Genomic DNA, 14,270 nt, shown 5'->3' with positions numbered 1-14,270 from the left:
CGCCGGCCCCGCGCACCCCAACTGCCCGACCAAGCCTGGATCAACCAGCCAGCAACACAGGCACAAACCGTCTCAATTTGACTTGACAAATACCGAAGAACCTCGTGGTGGCTGCCAGCTCGTCGCCGTCGTCGATGTGATGGGTGAGTATGTGGATCGGGACGCCGTCGTGGTGGTCGCCGTGCCAGCGGTCGGCAAACTCGAAGGTGCGCCGTCCGGCGATGACGGCCCCGGTCGCCGAGGCCTCCTGGAAGACGCGTCCGCTGGGCCCGGCGGACATGCGGTCGTCGAGCCAGTTGAACAGCCGGCCGCCGTTGCGGCCGAGGCCCTGACCCTTCCGGTCGTCCGGTCCGGTGATGAAGCCGTCGAGGGACATGGACATGTAGAGCCGGATCGGCCGGTCATCATCGCTTCACCTCATAGCGCAGGTGAAGCGTCTTCGGCGCCTCCAACGTTCGGACCAGGTCCAGTTCGATGTGTTCGGGTGGTAGGCCCTCGAACAGGAGCCGACCCTGGCCGAGCAGGACCGGCATCAGCTGGATCTCGATGACGTCGAGCAGTCCGGCCTTCAGGCACTCCTGGGCTGTGTAGGCACCGTGCAACATGACATCCCGACCGCCCGCGGCCGCCTTCGCCTGCTCCACGCACGCCGCGATGCCCTCAGTCACATAGTGCACCCGCTCGTGGGGGTTGTCCGCCGGAGCCTTGTGGGTGGGTACGAAGATCGGCACACCGTCGTGATGGTCGCCGCCCCAGTAGCGGGCGAAGTCGCCGGTTCGCCGCCCGGTGATGACGGCACCGGTCGCCTTCGACTCGTCGAACACGATCTGGCTCTGGCTGCTGCTCGGCCGGAACTCAGCGACCGTGGGGCCAGGGCCGAGCCACTCCATCAGCCGCATGCCGCCGACGCCGGCCGGTTTCCTCGTTGTGACCGGGGCCGGTGATGAATCCGTCCAGGGACATCGCCATGTACAGGATGACGCGAGCCATGACTCCTCTGTTCGCCTTGATCACCGCTCGAGGCCAGGCCCGTAGGGAGACCGAGGCCTTGACCGAATCCGGCATCCTCACGCCGACTGTTGTTGACCTTCGTATGGCACCGCGGGCGTGGGTGGACCGATGCGGCGCGGACCACGCTCACCTGGCAGCACGCCATTCGCTGCCCGATATCCCGGTCACCGCCGGACTTGGTGGCCGGCAGCCTGCAGTACCTCGGAAGCCTCATCCAATCGATCGGTCGGGACGAGGACGAGGTCGCCGTCGTAGCTCGAAACCACCCAGACCGGCAGGTCACCGGCCGCCAGCGGTGCCACGATCGCGCTCAGCATCCCAGTCGCCTGCACGTCATGGGCCGCGTCACCGTTCCACAGTGCCGACCATGCATCTTCGCCGGTGTCGTCGCGCCGCATCACTGTGGATCCGTCCGGACCGAACACAACGGCGAGGAGGTCCGCTCGCGGTATAACCTCGGTGACGTCTGCCGGACGATCAAGGACGTAAGAACCGTCGAGCACACGCAACGTCTGGTGGTCGGCCACGGACATCGTCAGATCCTCCATCTTGGGGTTATCACGTACGCCCGATCTGTGACCAGGCGGTGTCGGGTACGTCGCGGGCGGGAAGCGCCCGCTCAGTCGTCGGCGGCGTGAACTGCGGCGGCGATCGGCTCGAGTCCCGCGATCAGCTCGTCGAGCTCATCAGCGCTGAGCACGTCGTACGGCGGTGCCGCCAGCTCGTCGGTGAGGGCGTCGATCCGCTGTCTGGTCGCCCGGCCGGCGTCGGCGAAGCCGCCGGCGGCGTCCACGAGACCGCGGCCGCGCAGCCCGTCGACGACGGCGGCCAGCTGGGCCTTGGGCAGGTGGTGGATCCGGTCGAACTCCTCCGCCCGCATGCCGAGGGACAGAGCCATGAGGACGTGGGCCTCGGTGCCGCCGATGCCGTGCGCGACGAGGGCGGCGTTGTGGCCGTCGCCGCGGTGCTCGCGCAGCAGCGTCGCCGCGTGCCAGAGCCTGGCCACCGGCTCCTCGGGCACGTCCAGCGCCCGAAGCCCGGCATACAGGACTCGGCCCTCGGTCGGCGCGCTGAGCGCTGCCCGGGTGGCGAGGCCGGCGACCCGCGCCAGAGCGGGGGAGTCGGCGAGCTCTCCGATCCTCTGTCGCAGCGCGGTGGCGCTGCCCCGCTCGCGCACGGCGATGGCCTCCTGCGGGGTGGTCTTCGCCCAGACCCACGGAATGTGGCGGGCCACCTCGCCGTCGGCGAAGTTGTAGAAGACCGCGTGCACCACCTCGGCCGATGCGAGCCCCAGCGGGGCGGCCCGGCCGGCGAAGTATCCGTCCCAGTAGTTGCGCATGCCGAGGGCCAGGAACGCCTTGGTCGGCACGTCGGAGAAGGTGACGGTGGCGATCGGCTCGACGAGCTCGAACATGCGGTGGATCTTGGCGATGGGGTGCGGCATCGGTCAGCATCTCCTGTGGTCGTCAGAGCGCCTCGCGTTCTCGGGTTGCCGCTGACTACGGCGGTGATCAGCTCGTGGGGGCGGCAGTTGGCGCGTCGGGTGGCTCGGGCGTCGGCTGTGTTGTGCCGATGGGCGGCACGCGTAGCCCGGCCAGGATGACGACCGCGAGTGTGGCGAGGAGGACGGCGCTGACGAGGGCGACGACGTGCAGTGCACTGGTGAAGGCCCCATGCGCCTGCTGGAGCAGTTCCGTGCCGGCTTGGCCGGGCTGCTTCTGCGCCGCCGCTACCGCGGCCGCGATGCTTTCGCGTGCGGCGTTGGGCACGCCGTCGGTGATCTGGCCGCGATACACGGCTGTACCGATGCTGCCCAGGAACGCGATGCCCAACGCGTACCCGAACTCGTTGCCGGTCTGGGCGATGCCGGCCGCCGATCCGGCCTTCTCCGGGGGTGCGGCGCTGATGACGAGGTTGGTGCCCAGGCTGACCAGCGGGCCGCCGCCGATGCTGGCGAGGGTGAAGCCGATCATCAGGGCGACGAGCCCGGACGACGTGTGGACCTGGGTGATGACCAGCAGGCCGGCTATCGCGATGGCCAGGCCGGCGGCGAACAGGACCCCGGGGCGGGTGCGGTGCGCGAGTTGCGGGGCTACCTGGTAGCTCACGATGGCGGCGACCATGGCGGGCAGCAGGGCCAGGCCGGCCCGCAGCGGCGAGAGACCGGCCACGAGTTGGAAGTACTGGGCGACGAAGACCATGGTGCCGCCGGTCAGCATGGAGTACATCAGCATGCCGGTCAGCGTGATGGTGAACGCGCTTCTGGTGAACAGGCTGAGGTCCAGCAGCGGGTCGGCCAGCCGGCGCTGGCGGCGCAGGAACAGCACCCCGACCGCGACGCCGACGACGAAGACCGCGATCGGCGTGGGTCGCCACCCGTGCCGGGCCACTTCCTTGAGCCCGTAGATGATCGGCAGGATCGCGGCCAGCGACAGCGCGACGCTGGTCGGGTCGAGCCGGCCGGCGTGCGGGTCGCGGTACTCGGGCAGCAGCACCGGCCCGGCCACGAGCAGCAGCACCATCGCCGGCACACCCAAGAGGAACACCGAGCCCCACCAGAAGTGATCGAGCAGCGCCCCACCGGCCAGCGGACCGAGGATGGCACCGGCAGTGAAGCACCCGACCCACATGCCGACCGCGGCGGCGCGCTGCTTCGGGTCCCGGAACAAGTTCATGATCAACGCCAGGGTGGACGGCGTCAGCGTCGCGCCGGCGATCCCCAGCCCGGCGCGGGTCAGGATCAGCATGGTGGGGTTCACCGAGTACGCGGCCAGCACCGACGTGACGCCGAACGCGGCCGCGCCGATCAGCAGCAGCCGGCGGCGGCCGATCCGGTCGCCGAGGGTGCCCATGGTGATCAGGAACCCGGCGACCATGAACCCGTACACGTCCATGATCCACAACTGTTCGGTGCTACTCGCCCCCAGATCCCGGCTCAAGCGCGGCAGCGCCAGCAGCATCACGAAGGTGTCCAGCGCGACCAGCAGCGTGGGCAGAGCCAGCACGGCGAGCGCGATCCACTCCCGGCGGCCGGCACGCGGGGGCGCGGACGGATGGTCAATGGTCAGAGTCGCAGTCACGACCGATTCCTTTCTTGTTCATGACGTCCGCTCACCGGATGGGGATGGGCAATGCGGGGAGGGTGTCGTCGTGCCGGGCGTTGATCGCGTCACCGGCATGAGGTGGTTGCGGGACGCAGGCGCACTCGCTAATCGACGCGGGTTCGGTGGTCGTTGGCGAGGCCGTGCAGTGGGCATGACTGTCTCGGCTCGCGTGGGCACAGGACCCACACGTCGGTCGCTGTCGCCCGGTAGAGGCGGTAGGGGGAGGATCCGGTCACGTCCTCCCGGGTCAGCGTGGTGCCGCCCCGGTCGCCGGGTCCGGGGTACACCTGCAGTCCGCGCTCAAGGTCGTCGTCTTTCACCTCGCCCGCGGTCCCGACCGCGTAAAGTGCACGACCGTGGAAGGGTCGTACGCTCGAGTCGAACACGACGATGCTCACGTGCGGGCGTTCGGTCAGGTTGCCTGAATGCGCGGTGTCGGTGCGCGACAGCCAGTAGAACTGCCGCAGGCCGGATGCGGCGAAGTAGACGGGTGAGGTCCAGGGCCGGCCGTCCGGGTCGACCGTGCCAAGGGTCAGGAAACCATTCGTGTCGAGCAGTGCCCGCGCATGCGCGGCGATGTCGTCGGCTGTCACCGTGAAATGCCCTCCTGTCGGACGATCGGTATCGCAGGTGGGTTGAGCCTCGTCAGATAGACCGGGTGGGCCGGACGAACTCATCGGGGGATGCCCGGCCCGTTGCCCCGGGCGGCGGCCGGCCCGGTGACGTCTGCGCTGATTCGGGTCATGCGGCCATCCTGGCCGTACGGGGACCGGGCGCGGCAGATGCGGATGTGGTCGGCTGACGATGACGAACATCATCGCCGTAGCGCTGATGTTGGTATCTACATGGCGAGGCCGGCGGTCGTCGATAATGTCCTCGGCGGGACGAGGCGGAGGAGGGCACGTGCTCAGGGTGCTGATCGCGGAGGACATGCACATGATCCGCGGTGCCCTGGTCGCGCTGCTCGCCTTGGAGGACGACATGCGCGTGGTCGCCGAGCTGGAGCGCGGCGACGAGATCGTCGCCGCCGCGCTGCGTACCCGCCCGGACGTCGCCGTCGTGGACATCGACCTGCCCGGGGCTGGATGGGCTCAGCGCCGCCGAGCGGCTGCACGAGCAGATGCCGGAATGCCGCACGGTGGTGCTGACCGGGCTGAGCCAGCCGGGCAACCTGCTGCGGGCGCTCAAGGCCCACGTGCGCGGGTTCATCGTCAAGGACGCACCCGCGCAAACCCTCGCCGACGGCATCCGCCGGGTCCACGCCGGCGAGCGAGTCATCGACCCGGACCTGGTCGCCGCCGCCCTGGAAACCGGCAGTAGCCCGTTGACGCCCCGGGAGGCCGACGTGCTGCGCGCCGCCGAGCGCGGCCTGCCCACCGAGCGGATCGCCTCGACGCTGTCGCTCTCGCCGGCCACGGTGCGTAACTACCTGTCCAACGCGATCAGCAAGGTCGGCGCGAGCAACCGCATCGACGCGATCCGGATCTCCAGCAATGCCGGCTGGCTCTGACACCGCGCTGCACGCCCGCCCGCGGCCGTCGCGTGCCGTACCCACCGTGCCAGCTATGGTCGTGACCTGGCCGGACATGACCGAACGCCGCGTTGTGGCCGCGCTAGCCTGGTCTCTCGACGCACGCGGACGGAGGCGCACGCTGACCAATCTGAACTATTCCGACCGGACTATCCGGCTGCTCACCGTCGCTCCTCTCGCGGTGCTTGCTGCCGGCGTCGGGGTCCAGCTCGCGCAGACGCCGATCTACAACGGCGGCGCGCACAGCACGCTGCTGACGGTCGTTCTCATGGCCTGCTACCTGCCCATGGTGGGATACCAGGTATGGAGTGCCGCGCACTTGCGGCGCCCGCGCGGGGGCTGGTGGATGTTCGCCGCGACGGCTGTCATCATCGCCGCCGGGGTGCTTCTGATCGGCAACGAATGGCAACTGACCATCGCGCACCTGCTCGTGTCGGCACTGATCGTGTTGCCCCGGCGCTAGTCGGTCGTGGTCGGCTGCGTGGTCCTGGCCGCCGCGGTGCCGGTTGATCTGCTGGTGGATCCCACACCGAACCCTCTCTGGAAGGTGCTCGTCATCGTGCAGCGCGCCGGGGCGGTGCTCGTGCCGACGTGGTTCGCGGGCGCGCTGCGCGAGCTACGAGCGACCAGGCAGATCCTCGCCGATCAGGCCGTGCTGCGGGAGCGCGGCCGGTTCGACCGCGAGCTGGTCCGCACGGTGGGTGACTCCCTGCAGACGTTAGCCAGTCGCGGTGCGACCGCCGCCGCCCTGGCCGGCACCGACCCCGACGGTGCCCGGCGCGAGCTGCGGGTGATGGTGGACAGTTCCCGCCGCACGCTGGCCGAGGCACGTCGCCTGATTCGCACGTACCAACGGGTGCCGTTGCGCGCCGAGCTGGACACCGCGGTGACGCTGCTGTCGGCCGCTGGCGTATCGGCCCGGCTGGTTTTACCCGACAACGGCCTGCCACGGTACGCGGACACCGAATTGCGGGAGGCGCTGCGCGCCGCCGTGGACCGCCTGCTCCGCGAGCAGCCCGCGCGGGCGTACGTCATCACCCTGGACGCGTCCACCGGCTACTCCCGGCTAACCGTGGCAGCGGACGGCGCCGCGCGGTGACCGGTGACCGCACTACCCATGGCATCTTGCGGTGGGCGTCCGTGCTCAACCTGGCGATGCACCTGGCGCTGCTCGTGATGGCGCCCATCCTGGTAGCGACCGAGGCCATCGGCCGGCACACCGCGGACCAGGTCGCGTTCGCCATCATCGTCGGCGGCGTCCTCGCTGCCATACATCTACGACACCTGCGCGCCGCGACGAGGGGCGACCGCCCGGCGGTGTGGCCGTTGACTCTCACGTTGCAGGTGGTGCTCGTCTACGCACCGTTGCTTTGGCTGGGACCGGACTGGGTGAGCACCCAGCTGCCCCTGACCGCGTCCATGATGCTGCTGCTGCCCCGTCCGTGGGGCCCGGTCGTCGGGTTCACCGGGCCGTGTCTGGTCAGCGGGATCGCGTACTTCTTCCTGACGTCCCAGACCTTGTCCTTCCGGGACACGATCCTTGAGATGGTGTACTTCGCCATCAGCTTCGTCGTGTTCGTCCTGATGCTGTATGGCACGGCCCGCCTCGTCCGGTTGGTCAATGAGTTGTACCGCAGCCGCACCGAGCTGGCCGAGCTGGCCGCCGATGAGGAACGCGTCCGCGTCTCTCGAGACCTGCACGACCTGCTCGGCCACAGCCTGTCCGCGATCTCCCTCAAGGGCGACCTGGCCGTCCGGCTGCTGTCGATGGATCCCGACCGCGCACGCGACGAGATCACCAGCCTCACCGAACTGGCCCGCTCGACCCTGCGTGACGTGCGAGCCGTCACTCGCGACGAGCACCAGGTGACGCTGCGACAGGAGATCGCCGCCGCGCAGGGCCTGCTCGCCGCGGCCGGCGTCGACACCCGCATCGACGTCGACAGCACCAACCTCGCCCTGTCCGACGACGCGCAGCAGGTGTTGGCCTGGGCGGTCCGCGAAGCCACCACCAACCTGCTGCGCCACAGCGACGCCACCACGTGCACGATCACGCTCACGCACGCCGCCGGCACGATAGCGCTGGACATCCGCAACGACGGCGTACGGCAACCACTGCCCGGCGACGGATCCGGGCTGGCCGGACTCAAGGACCGCGCAGCCCGCGCCGGCGGATCGGCCAGCGGACAGGTGTCCGGCGACGACGAATTCCACCTGCGTGTCGAACTTCCCGAGACGAGCACCTTGATGAAGCACCCGTAATCCCGCGTGGAACTCGGGGCGCCCTCGCGAGGCACCGGACAACGGAAGCATGCGCGGCCGACCAGCACGCACTCGCCCCGACGATCGTCACCCACGACATCCGCATCGCCCACGGCGACGAAGGCCGACGACTCGCCCCGATACAGGCACAAGCGATTCTCGATGTCCTCGCCTGGGGTCCGTAACGCGAACGGTGTTTCTGGCATTCGGTTAGTAGAGCTCGGCGGCCGGCCAGCGGTCACCGAACGTGACGGCGAATGCGTTGATCACTGGCTTCCAGCGCATCGTCCATCGTGTACGGCCTTGCGGGTGCCGGAAATCCCATCCGTGCTGGTCAAGCGACATACTCGTATTCGTGGAGGATGCCGCCGAGCCGGTCACGTCGGTGGATGTTCAGGTGGGCGAGTCGTTCGGGGTCGGTGATCGGTTCGGGCAACAGCGCGAGTGGTCGGGCGTTGGCGATGCCCCGGTGCGGTCGATGCTCGTTGTGGTGGCGCTCGTACTCGCGTAGGGCGTGCGGCAGATGGGCCTGGTTCCAGATCAGTGTCGGTTCGAGTAGTTCGCGGCGGCAGGCTTGGATCCAGCGTTCCATGATCGAGTTCATGCGGGGGATCCGGACGCCGCTGAGCACGACCTTGATCCCGGCGTCGGCCAGGATCGTGTCGAACAAGGCCGGGTACTTGCCGTCACGATCGCGGATCAGGTATCTGACCTGGCGGCCGGCGTCGTCGAGGTCCATGACCAGGTTCCGGGCGGCCTGGGTCACCCAAGCGGCGGTCGGATGCGTGGTGACGCCGAGGATCCGGATCCGGCGGGTGGTGTGCTCGATCACGGCCAGCACGTACAGGTGGGCGCCGGTCAACGTTACGGTCTCGAAGAAGTCTGCCGCGATGAGAGCCTGGGCTTGGGAGTGCAGGAACGTCGCCCAGGTGATGCTCGTACGTTCCGGTGCCGGGTCGATCCCGGCGTCTTTGAGGATCTCCCAGACCGTGGAGGCGGCGACCTTCACCCCGAGGACGAGCAGTTCGCCGTGGATGCGCCGATATCCCCAGCTGGTGTTCTCCGACGCCAGGCGCAGTACCAGCGTCCGGATCGATCGGGTCGTCGGCGGCCGTCCGGGCCGGGGGGATGGGACCGTCGGGCGTGTTGGCGGGCGATCAGATCGCGGTGCCAGCGCAGCACGGTCTCCGGGCGCACGAGTAGCCGCAACTGGTTCAGCACGGTTCGGGGTAGCGGGTGTAGCAGGGGCGGCCAGGAAGGCCCGGTCGGCCGGGGCGAACCGCACCCGGCCGCCGTGCAGTTGACGCTGCAAGACCATGACGTGCTGGCGTAACGCGAGGATCTCGGCGTCCTTGTCGCGGTCGCTCATCGGCAACAGCCGCAGCAGAGCCAGAGCGTTGGTCACCCCGAGGTAGGCCAGTCGCAGCAACACGACCGGTCATCCTCGCGGAGCGCTCTGCATAGATCATCACCGAGGCCCGGCCGCTGAAATCAGCCCCGGGACCCGGCCTCATGCGTCGGCGACCGGGATGGCGCGACCAGGACAGATAAGGTTCTCGGCACCCGCAAGGTCGGCGCTGGACGCGGTCGCGGTGTGCCGGCGGCGATGCTGGGACAAGGCGTGGGTCATCGATTTGGATGTATCGGCGTTTTTCGACAGCGTCCCGTGGGATCTCGTCGTCAAAGCGGTGCGGGCGCATACCGACGCTGCGTGGGTGTTGCTGTATGTCCAGCGGTGGCTTGCCGCTCCGTTGCGTCTACCCGACGGGACGGTGCGGCAGCGTGACCGGGGGACTCCTCAGGGGTCTGCCGTATCGCCAGTGCTGGCTAATCTGTTCCTGCATTACGCGTTCGACATGTGGCTGACCTGGACTTTCCGGGGTGTGCAGTTCGAACGTTACGCCGACGACGCGGTGATCCATTGTGGTTCCGAGCGGCAGGCCCGCGAGGTGCTGCGGGCCATCGACGGCAGGATGCGGCAGGTCGGGTTGCAGCTGCATCCGGACAAGACGCAGATCGTGTACTGCGGGAGAGACCGCAGTCGCGACGATACGGTCGCGACGTCGTTCACCTTCCTCGGCTTCACGTTCCAACGGCGGGGAGCCCGGGACCGTAATGGGAACATCTTCACGTCCTTTCTGCCAGCAGTCAGCAAGGCAGCCCTGAAGAAGATGAGCGCCGAGGTCCGTTCGTGGCGGCTTCATATGCACATCGGCTACACCTTCGACGAGTTCGCGCGGTGGATCAATCCCATCGTGCGGGGCTGGATGCAGTATTACGGTGCATTTTACAAAACCGAGCTGTATCCCCTTCTGCGCCGCATCAATTACGACCTGATGCGGTGGGTTCGGAAGAAGTTCAGGCGGCTGAGGGCCTTCAAGAAATTCCATCGGCGTTGGAAACAGATCACGACGGCTTATCCGTCATACTTCGCTCATTGGAAATGGGTTCGCTCGATCTGGTGATCAGGGCGATAGGAGCCCGGTGACGGGAGACTGTCACGCCGGGATCTGTGGGAGCCCTGGGGTGTAATCCCCCCGGGCGACCCGACCCGCGGCGTACTTCGCCCGGGATCATCGGTGAGCGAGACGTTCGAGTTCATCGACGGCGAGTACGCGACACGCGGACGACACGACAGCTGGAAAGGGCCGTCGCTGGTGAAGGTATGCGAGTGGCTCGGCGTTTCCCGGTCCGGGTACTATGACTGGCGCAATAAGCCTCAATCGGCGACAGCCCGCCGACGTGAAGAATTGAAAGGGCTCATCGTTCATTTCTTCGAGGCCTCCGACGGCACGTACGGCTACAGGCGTATCCATGCCGACTTGGCCGAGCATGGTGTCGCCGGCGGACCTGAGCTCGTCCGTGCGTTGATGCGTGAGCTGGGCCTGCGTCCGTGCCAGCCGCGTCCGTGGCGGCACGGCCTCACCGAGGCCGGCGACAGGCCGCATCACATCCCGGATCTGCTGCGCCGTGATTTCGCCGCCGAGGCGCCCGGGCAAAAACTCATTGGCGATATCACGTATATCCCGACCTGGCAGGGCTGGCTTTTCCTGGCGACCGTAGTCGACTGCCACACTCGCGAAGTCATCGGCTGGGCCACCGATGACAACTACCGCACTCCGCTGATCGAGAAAGCCATCGCAATGGCGGCACGAAATAATCGCCTCTCCGACGATGTGATCTTTCATTCCGACCGCGGCAGCAATTACACGTCTACCGACTACGGAATTGCTCTCAAGAGGCTCGGTATCCGCCAGTCGGTCGGCCGGACCGGCATTTGCTACGACAACGCCATGGCCGAGTCATTCTTCGCCACGCTGAAGAACGAACGCGTCCACCGGACCGTCTACCCGACCCGGGAACACGCACACAACGATATTGCCCGCTACATCGAGACCCGCTACAATTCCCGCCGACGGCACTCACAACTCGGGTATAAGACACCCCGGCAAGTTCGGCATGAGTTCGAAGACCGGCAGCTCGCGGCATGAATTAAAACCAAATCGCCTGTCCGAAAAAATCGGGGCAGCTCACCGATCCCCGAGCGTCCGCGGGTGGCGCCGGTGAGCGGCGAGGCACCCGAGGGGCTCGGGGAGGCACTTGCGGCGCTGATCGAGGCCGAGGGATTCGCGGTGACTCGCGTGCCGAACGCCGACGCGATCCAGGGCGCGGACGGGCTCACCCACTACGGGACCCGCGTCGTGTCGGTGCGAGAAGACCTCTCCCCGGCGGAGCAGATCGAGACGCTGGTGCACGAGCTCACGCAGGTGCGGATGCACGGCCCCGACAACCGGCGATGAAGCCGTCGAGTGACATGGACAAATACGGGACGGAGGCTGACAGGGACTACTTTATCTCGTACTGTGGAGTACGAGATAGGAGGGCGGCGTGGATGATGACCTGGGCTGAGGCTCAACTGCGCGATGCGGGTGGGCCGCGTCGCGCGGACGCGCGCAGGAACATCGAAGCGATCCTGGACGCCGCGGCGGTGTGTCTGAGCCGGAAACCGACCGCGAGCATCGCTGAGATTGCCCGAACGGCCGGTGTCGGGCGGATGACCTTGTACGGCCACTTCCCGACCCGCGCCGCCCTGATCGAACGGGTCGTGGTGCGCACCCTCGATGAGACGGAGACCGCGCTCGAGGCGCTGGACCTCGCCGGGGACGCCCGGGCTGCGTTGGCTCGCCTGGTCGAGACCAGTTGGCTGTCGATCGTGCAGATCGGCGGGCTGATGGAGGCGGCCACGACGGTGCTGCCCGCCGAGCGGATGCTTGTGCTTCATTCCAAACCAGCCGCCCGGGTTGACGAGCTCATCGAGCGCGGTCGCCGGACGGGCGAGTTCCGCACTGACCTCCCCGCGGCTTGGCTGGTTGGGACGCTGCACCGGATCATGCACGGCGCCGCGGACGACATCCGCGCGGGCCGGCTCGCCGCCGACGACGCAGCCAGGGTGATCACCGTCACCGCCCTCGCCGTCTTCACCCCCGACCCGTCGACCCGGAGCGACACAGGAAGGACGGCATGACGGTCCTCATCGCGGCAAAGCGGCCGACGCGGCTGCGGTGGTGGCCGGAGATCACCGGGGTGCTGTTCGGTGCCGCGTTCGCCGCTGCACTCCTGGTCGGGTTCGCGGACCGCGATCACTTCTCGCAGGTGCTCGCGGCTGCCGGGTTGGTCTATCTCGGCGCGGCAGCACTCGGCCGTCCCGGCATGGCGTGGCCACTGTTCGGCGTGACCTTCGTGCTCGTCGGCGTCGGCTTCGCGGTACCGGCATTCGATCCGCTCTGGCCCCTTCTGGTGCTCGCCGCGGTGTTGACGATCGTCGGCGTGGCCACCGGTCGTTGGCGTCCTAGCTGGGGGCTGCCGCTGCAGCTGCTGGCGATGGGTGCGATCGTCGTCCTGGTGCTGTTCGCCGGGGCAATCGCGGCACCGTTGGCCGGCATCCTGGTCGGCGCTGGCCTGCTCGCGCACGCCGGATGGGACATCCGACATATCCGCAGCGGTCGGGTGGTCGCCACCACGATGGCGCAGTTCTGCGCCGCCCTCGACGTCGTGCTCGCCGTCACGATCATCGTCGCGACCGCGATCGGTTCGACCAAGTGAGACACCACGGATGAAGGAAGAGGAGAATCATGCCGGAACTGATGATCGACTTCATCACCTCACTCGACGGATACGCCGCCGCCGAAGGATGGCCAGGCTGGTGGGGGCTGGAGGGCCCGGAGTACCTGGCCTGGCTGCAGGGGGACTCGGCTGCAGACCGTACCCTGCTGATGGGAGCGACCACCTACCGGCTCATGCACGGCTTCGCCGCCGCGGGAACCGAAGGCGTCGACGAACTGGGCGCGGCCCGCAAGATCGTGTTCTCGAACACGCTCAGCGAGCCCCTGGAATGGGCCAACACCCGCCTCATCCGCGGAGACGCCGTCGACGCGGTGAAGGAGCTGAAGCAGGAGAGCGAGCATCCCCTCTCCACCGTCGGCAGCGTCTCCCTCTGCCGGTCGCTGCTCGCGGCCGGTCTCGTCGACCGCTTCCGCGTGGTCGTGTTCCCCGTCATCACCGGCCAGACCGGCCACGAACGGATCTACGACGGATACCCCGACGTCGCCCTCGCCCTCACCGAAGCGCGCACCTTCGACGGCGGCACCCAGCTCCTCGACTACACCCCCCGCCTGCTCGACGCCCCGCTTCCTCCGGGCCCGGGCAGCGCTTAGCTAAATCTCCAATCGCTCTTGCCTATAGGTCCTCGATCACGTCGGCGACGAGCCGACGGACATCTTTGCCATAGACCGCCTCGGTCTGGAGGCTTTCGAACATTGCCGCGTAACGCGCGAGCTCTTGTGGCCGGGTGGGGTCCGTAACGCGAACGCGAACGGTGTTTCTGGCATTTGGTTAGTAGGTCTCGGCGGACGGCCAGCGGTCACCGAACGTGACGGCGAAGGCGTTCAATACCGGCTTCCAGCGGATCGTCCATCGAGTGCGGCCGGTCCCGGTCGAGCCCAGGCTGCGGGTCACAAGATACAAGCATTTCATGGCGGCCTGTTCGGTCGGGAAATGCCCGCGGGCCCGGATCGCCCGGCGGTAGCGGGCGTTCAATGATTCAATGGCGTTGGTCGAGCAGATCACCGTCCGGATTTCGACGTCGTAGTCGAGGAACGGAATAAACTCGGTCCACGCGTTTCGCCACAACCGGATCATTGCCCGATATTTGGCACCCCATTTCTAGTCCAAGTCGTCAAGTGCGGCGTAACTGGATAGGTGCCTGAATTTGGGTGTGTGGGAATCGCACGGCGGAGCCCGGTGGTGGCTGTGGTCAGGCGGTGGCGGGGATCCAGGGGTTGCCGGTAGCGGCTTGGATGAGG

16 protein-coding genes and 2 pseudogenes are annotated in these 14,270 nt (G+C 67.8%); 10 read left to right on the top strand and 8 right to left on the bottom strand.

Going from position 1 to position 14,270, the window contains the following annotated elements:
- Window positions 1-40: 40 nt before the first annotated feature.
- The 6 genes from ACIA5D_RS50855 to ACIA5D_RS50830 all read right to left on the bottom strand — a co-directional run bounded on the left by ACIA5D_RS50855 (window position 41) and on the right by ACIA5D_RS50830 (window position 4,708).
- Window positions 41-376 (bottom strand): hypothetical protein, encoded by a 336-nt coding sequence (locus tag ACIA5D_RS50855; protein WP_396037961.1) that lies wholly within the window; start codon window positions 374-376, stop codon window positions 41-43.
- Window positions 377-404: 28 nt separating this feature from the next.
- Entirely contained in the window at window positions 405-899 is a 495-nt protein-coding gene (locus tag ACIA5D_RS50850) for a dihydrofolate reductase family protein (RefSeq protein ID WP_396037960.1), read from the bottom strand.
- A gap of 276 nt (window positions 900-1,175) precedes the next feature.
- The gene (locus ACIA5D_RS50845) at window positions 1,176-1,559 is read right to left on the bottom strand and encodes an ACT domain-containing protein (RefSeq protein WP_396037959.1); all 384 of its coding nucleotides are present in this window, start codon (window positions 1,557-1,559) and stop codon (window positions 1,176-1,178) included.
- Window positions 1,560-1,630: 71 nt separating this feature from the next.
- Window positions 1,631-2,455, bottom strand: a complete 825-nt coding sequence (locus tag ACIA5D_RS50840; protein WP_396037958.1) for a MarR family transcriptional regulator — start codon at window positions 2,453-2,455, stop codon at window positions 1,631-1,633.
- Between the two features lie 67 nt (window positions 2,456-2,522).
- Window positions 2,523-4,091, bottom strand: coding sequence for an MFS transporter (locus ACIA5D_RS50835; protein WP_396037957.1), 1,569 nt, complete (start codon window positions 4,089-4,091; stop codon window positions 2,523-2,525).
- A gap of 128 nt (window positions 4,092-4,219) precedes the next feature.
- Window positions 4,220-4,708: a pyridoxamine 5'-phosphate oxidase family protein gene (locus ACIA5D_RS50830; RefSeq protein ID WP_396037956.1), complete on the bottom strand. Its 489-nt coding sequence runs from the start codon at window positions 4,706-4,708 to the stop codon at window positions 4,220-4,222.
- A 310-nt stretch (window positions 4,709-5,018) separates the two neighbouring features.
- Between ACIA5D_RS50830 and ACIA5D_RS50825 the strand changes: the two are divergent.
- The 4 genes and pseudogenes from ACIA5D_RS50825 to ACIA5D_RS50810 all read left to right on the top strand — a co-directional run bounded on the left by ACIA5D_RS50825 (window position 5,019) and on the right by ACIA5D_RS50810 (window position 7,908).
- Window positions 5,019-5,625, top strand: a pseudogene (locus tag ACIA5D_RS50825) (DNA-binding response regulator).
- 55 nt (window positions 5,626-5,680) lie between these two features.
- Complete coding sequence (locus ACIA5D_RS50820; protein ID WP_396037955.1) at window positions 5,681-6,109, top strand: hypothetical protein; 429 nt, start codon at window positions 5,681-5,683, stop codon at window positions 6,107-6,109.
- Window positions 6,110-6,127: 18 nt separating this feature from the next.
- Window positions 6,128-6,745: a histidine kinase gene (locus ACIA5D_RS50815; RefSeq protein WP_396037954.1), complete on the top strand. Its 618-nt coding sequence runs from the start codon at window positions 6,128-6,130 to the stop codon at window positions 6,743-6,745.
- Window positions 6,746-6,771: 26 nt separating this feature from the next.
- The gene (locus ACIA5D_RS50810) at window positions 6,772-7,908 is read left to right on the top strand and encodes a sensor histidine kinase (RefSeq protein ID WP_396037953.1); all 1,137 of its coding nucleotides are present in this window, start codon (window positions 6,772-6,774) and stop codon (window positions 7,906-7,908) included.
- Window positions 7,909-8,242: 334 nt separating this feature from the next.
- Here the strand turns inward: ACIA5D_RS50810 and ACIA5D_RS50805 are convergent, their stop codons facing one another.
- A complete protein-coding gene (locus tag ACIA5D_RS50805; protein WP_396037952.1) occupies window positions 8,243-9,340 on the bottom strand; it encodes an integrase core domain-containing protein in 1,098 nt (365 codons plus the stop codon).
- A gap of 97 nt (window positions 9,341-9,437) precedes the next feature.
- On the opposite strand from ACIA5D_RS50805, the gene ACIA5D_RS50800 reads away from it, so the two are divergent.
- The 6 genes from ACIA5D_RS50800 (at window position 9,438) to ACIA5D_RS50775 (ending at window position 13,622) form a co-directional block, all read left to right on the top strand.
- Window positions 9,438-10,373, top strand: a complete 936-nt coding sequence (locus ACIA5D_RS50800; protein ID WP_396037951.1) for a reverse transcriptase domain-containing protein — start codon at window positions 9,438-9,440, stop codon at window positions 10,371-10,373.
- Window positions 10,374-10,487: 114 nt separating this feature from the next.
- Window positions 10,488-11,399, top strand: a complete 912-nt coding sequence (locus tag ACIA5D_RS50795; RefSeq protein ID WP_396037950.1) for an IS3 family transposase — start codon at window positions 10,488-10,490, stop codon at window positions 11,397-11,399.
- A 72-nt stretch (window positions 11,400-11,471) separates the two neighbouring features.
- The gene (locus ACIA5D_RS50790) at window positions 11,472-11,708 is read left to right on the top strand and encodes a hypothetical protein (RefSeq protein ID WP_396037949.1); all 237 of its coding nucleotides are present in this window, start codon (window positions 11,472-11,474) and stop codon (window positions 11,706-11,708) included.
- Between the two features lie 14 nt (window positions 11,709-11,722).
- Window positions 11,723-12,433 carry a TetR/AcrR family transcriptional regulator gene (locus ACIA5D_RS50785; RefSeq protein ID WP_396037948.1) on the top strand — a complete coding sequence of 237 codons (711 nt, stop codon included), beginning with the start codon at window positions 11,723-11,725 and terminating at the stop codon, window positions 12,431-12,433.
- The gene (locus ACIA5D_RS50780; RefSeq protein WP_396037947.1) at window positions 12,430-13,011 is read left to right on the top strand and encodes a hypothetical protein; all 582 of its coding nucleotides are present in this window, start codon (window positions 12,430-12,432) and stop codon (window positions 13,009-13,011) included. The genes ACIA5D_RS50785 and ACIA5D_RS50780 overlap by 4 nt, the downstream gene beginning before the upstream one ends.
- 29 nt (window positions 13,012-13,040) lie before the next feature.
- Window positions 13,041-13,622: a dihydrofolate reductase family protein gene (locus tag ACIA5D_RS50775; RefSeq protein ID WP_396037946.1), complete on the top strand. Its 582-nt coding sequence runs from the start codon at window positions 13,041-13,043 to the stop codon at window positions 13,620-13,622.
- 178 nt (window positions 13,623-13,800) lie between these two features.
- On the opposite strand, the pseudogene ACIA5D_RS50770 reads toward ACIA5D_RS50775, so the two are convergent.
- Window positions 13,801-14,130: pseudogene (locus tag ACIA5D_RS50770) on the bottom strand (transposase); the annotation flags it as partial.
- Between the last annotated feature and the right edge of the window lie 140 nt (window positions 14,131-14,270).

This window comes from Actinoplanes sp. NPDC051513, assembly GCF_044454685.1.
Taxonomy (GTDB): domain Bacteria; phylum Actinomycetota; class Actinomycetes; order Mycobacteriales; family Micromonosporaceae; genus Actinoplanes.
The sequence above is the reverse complement of the archived record's forward strand: the minus strand, read 5'-3'. Positions and strand labels throughout refer to the sequence as shown.

Bases quoted from the DNA above. Each gene is read 5' to 3' on its own strand.
- ACIA5D_RS50855 (WP_396037961.1), bottom strand. From the start codon at position 376: ATGTCCCTCGACGGCTTCATCACCGGACCGGACGACCGGAAGGGTCAG.
- ACIA5D_RS50850 (WP_396037960.1), bottom strand. From the start codon at position 899: ATGCGGCTGATGGAGTGGCTCGGCCCTGGCCCCACGGTCGCTGAGTTC.
- ACIA5D_RS50845 (WP_396037959.1), bottom strand. From the start codon at position 1,559: ATGGAGGATCTGACGATGTCCGTGGCCGACCACCAGACGTTGCGTGTG.
- ACIA5D_RS50840 (WP_396037958.1), bottom strand. From the start codon at position 2,455: ATGCCGCACCCCATCGCCAAGATCCACCGCATGTTCGAGCTCGTCGAG.
- ACIA5D_RS50820 (WP_396037955.1), top strand. From the start codon at position 5,681: ATGGTCGTGACCTGGCCGGACATGACCGAACGCCGCGTTGTGGCCGCG.
- ACIA5D_RS50800 (WP_396037951.1), top strand. From the start codon at position 9,438: ATGGCGCGACCAGGACAGATAAGGTTCTCGGCACCCGCAAGGTCGGCG.
- ACIA5D_RS50785 (WP_396037948.1), top strand. From the start codon at position 11,723: ATGGACAAATACGGGACGGAGGCTGACAGGGACTACTTTATCTCGTAC.
- ACIA5D_RS50780 (WP_396037947.1), top strand. From the start codon at position 12,430: ATGACGGTCCTCATCGCGGCAAAGCGGCCGACGCGGCTGCGGTGGTGG.
- ACIA5D_RS50775 (WP_396037946.1), top strand. From the start codon at position 13,041: ATGCCGGAACTGATGATCGACTTCATCACCTCACTCGACGGATACGCC.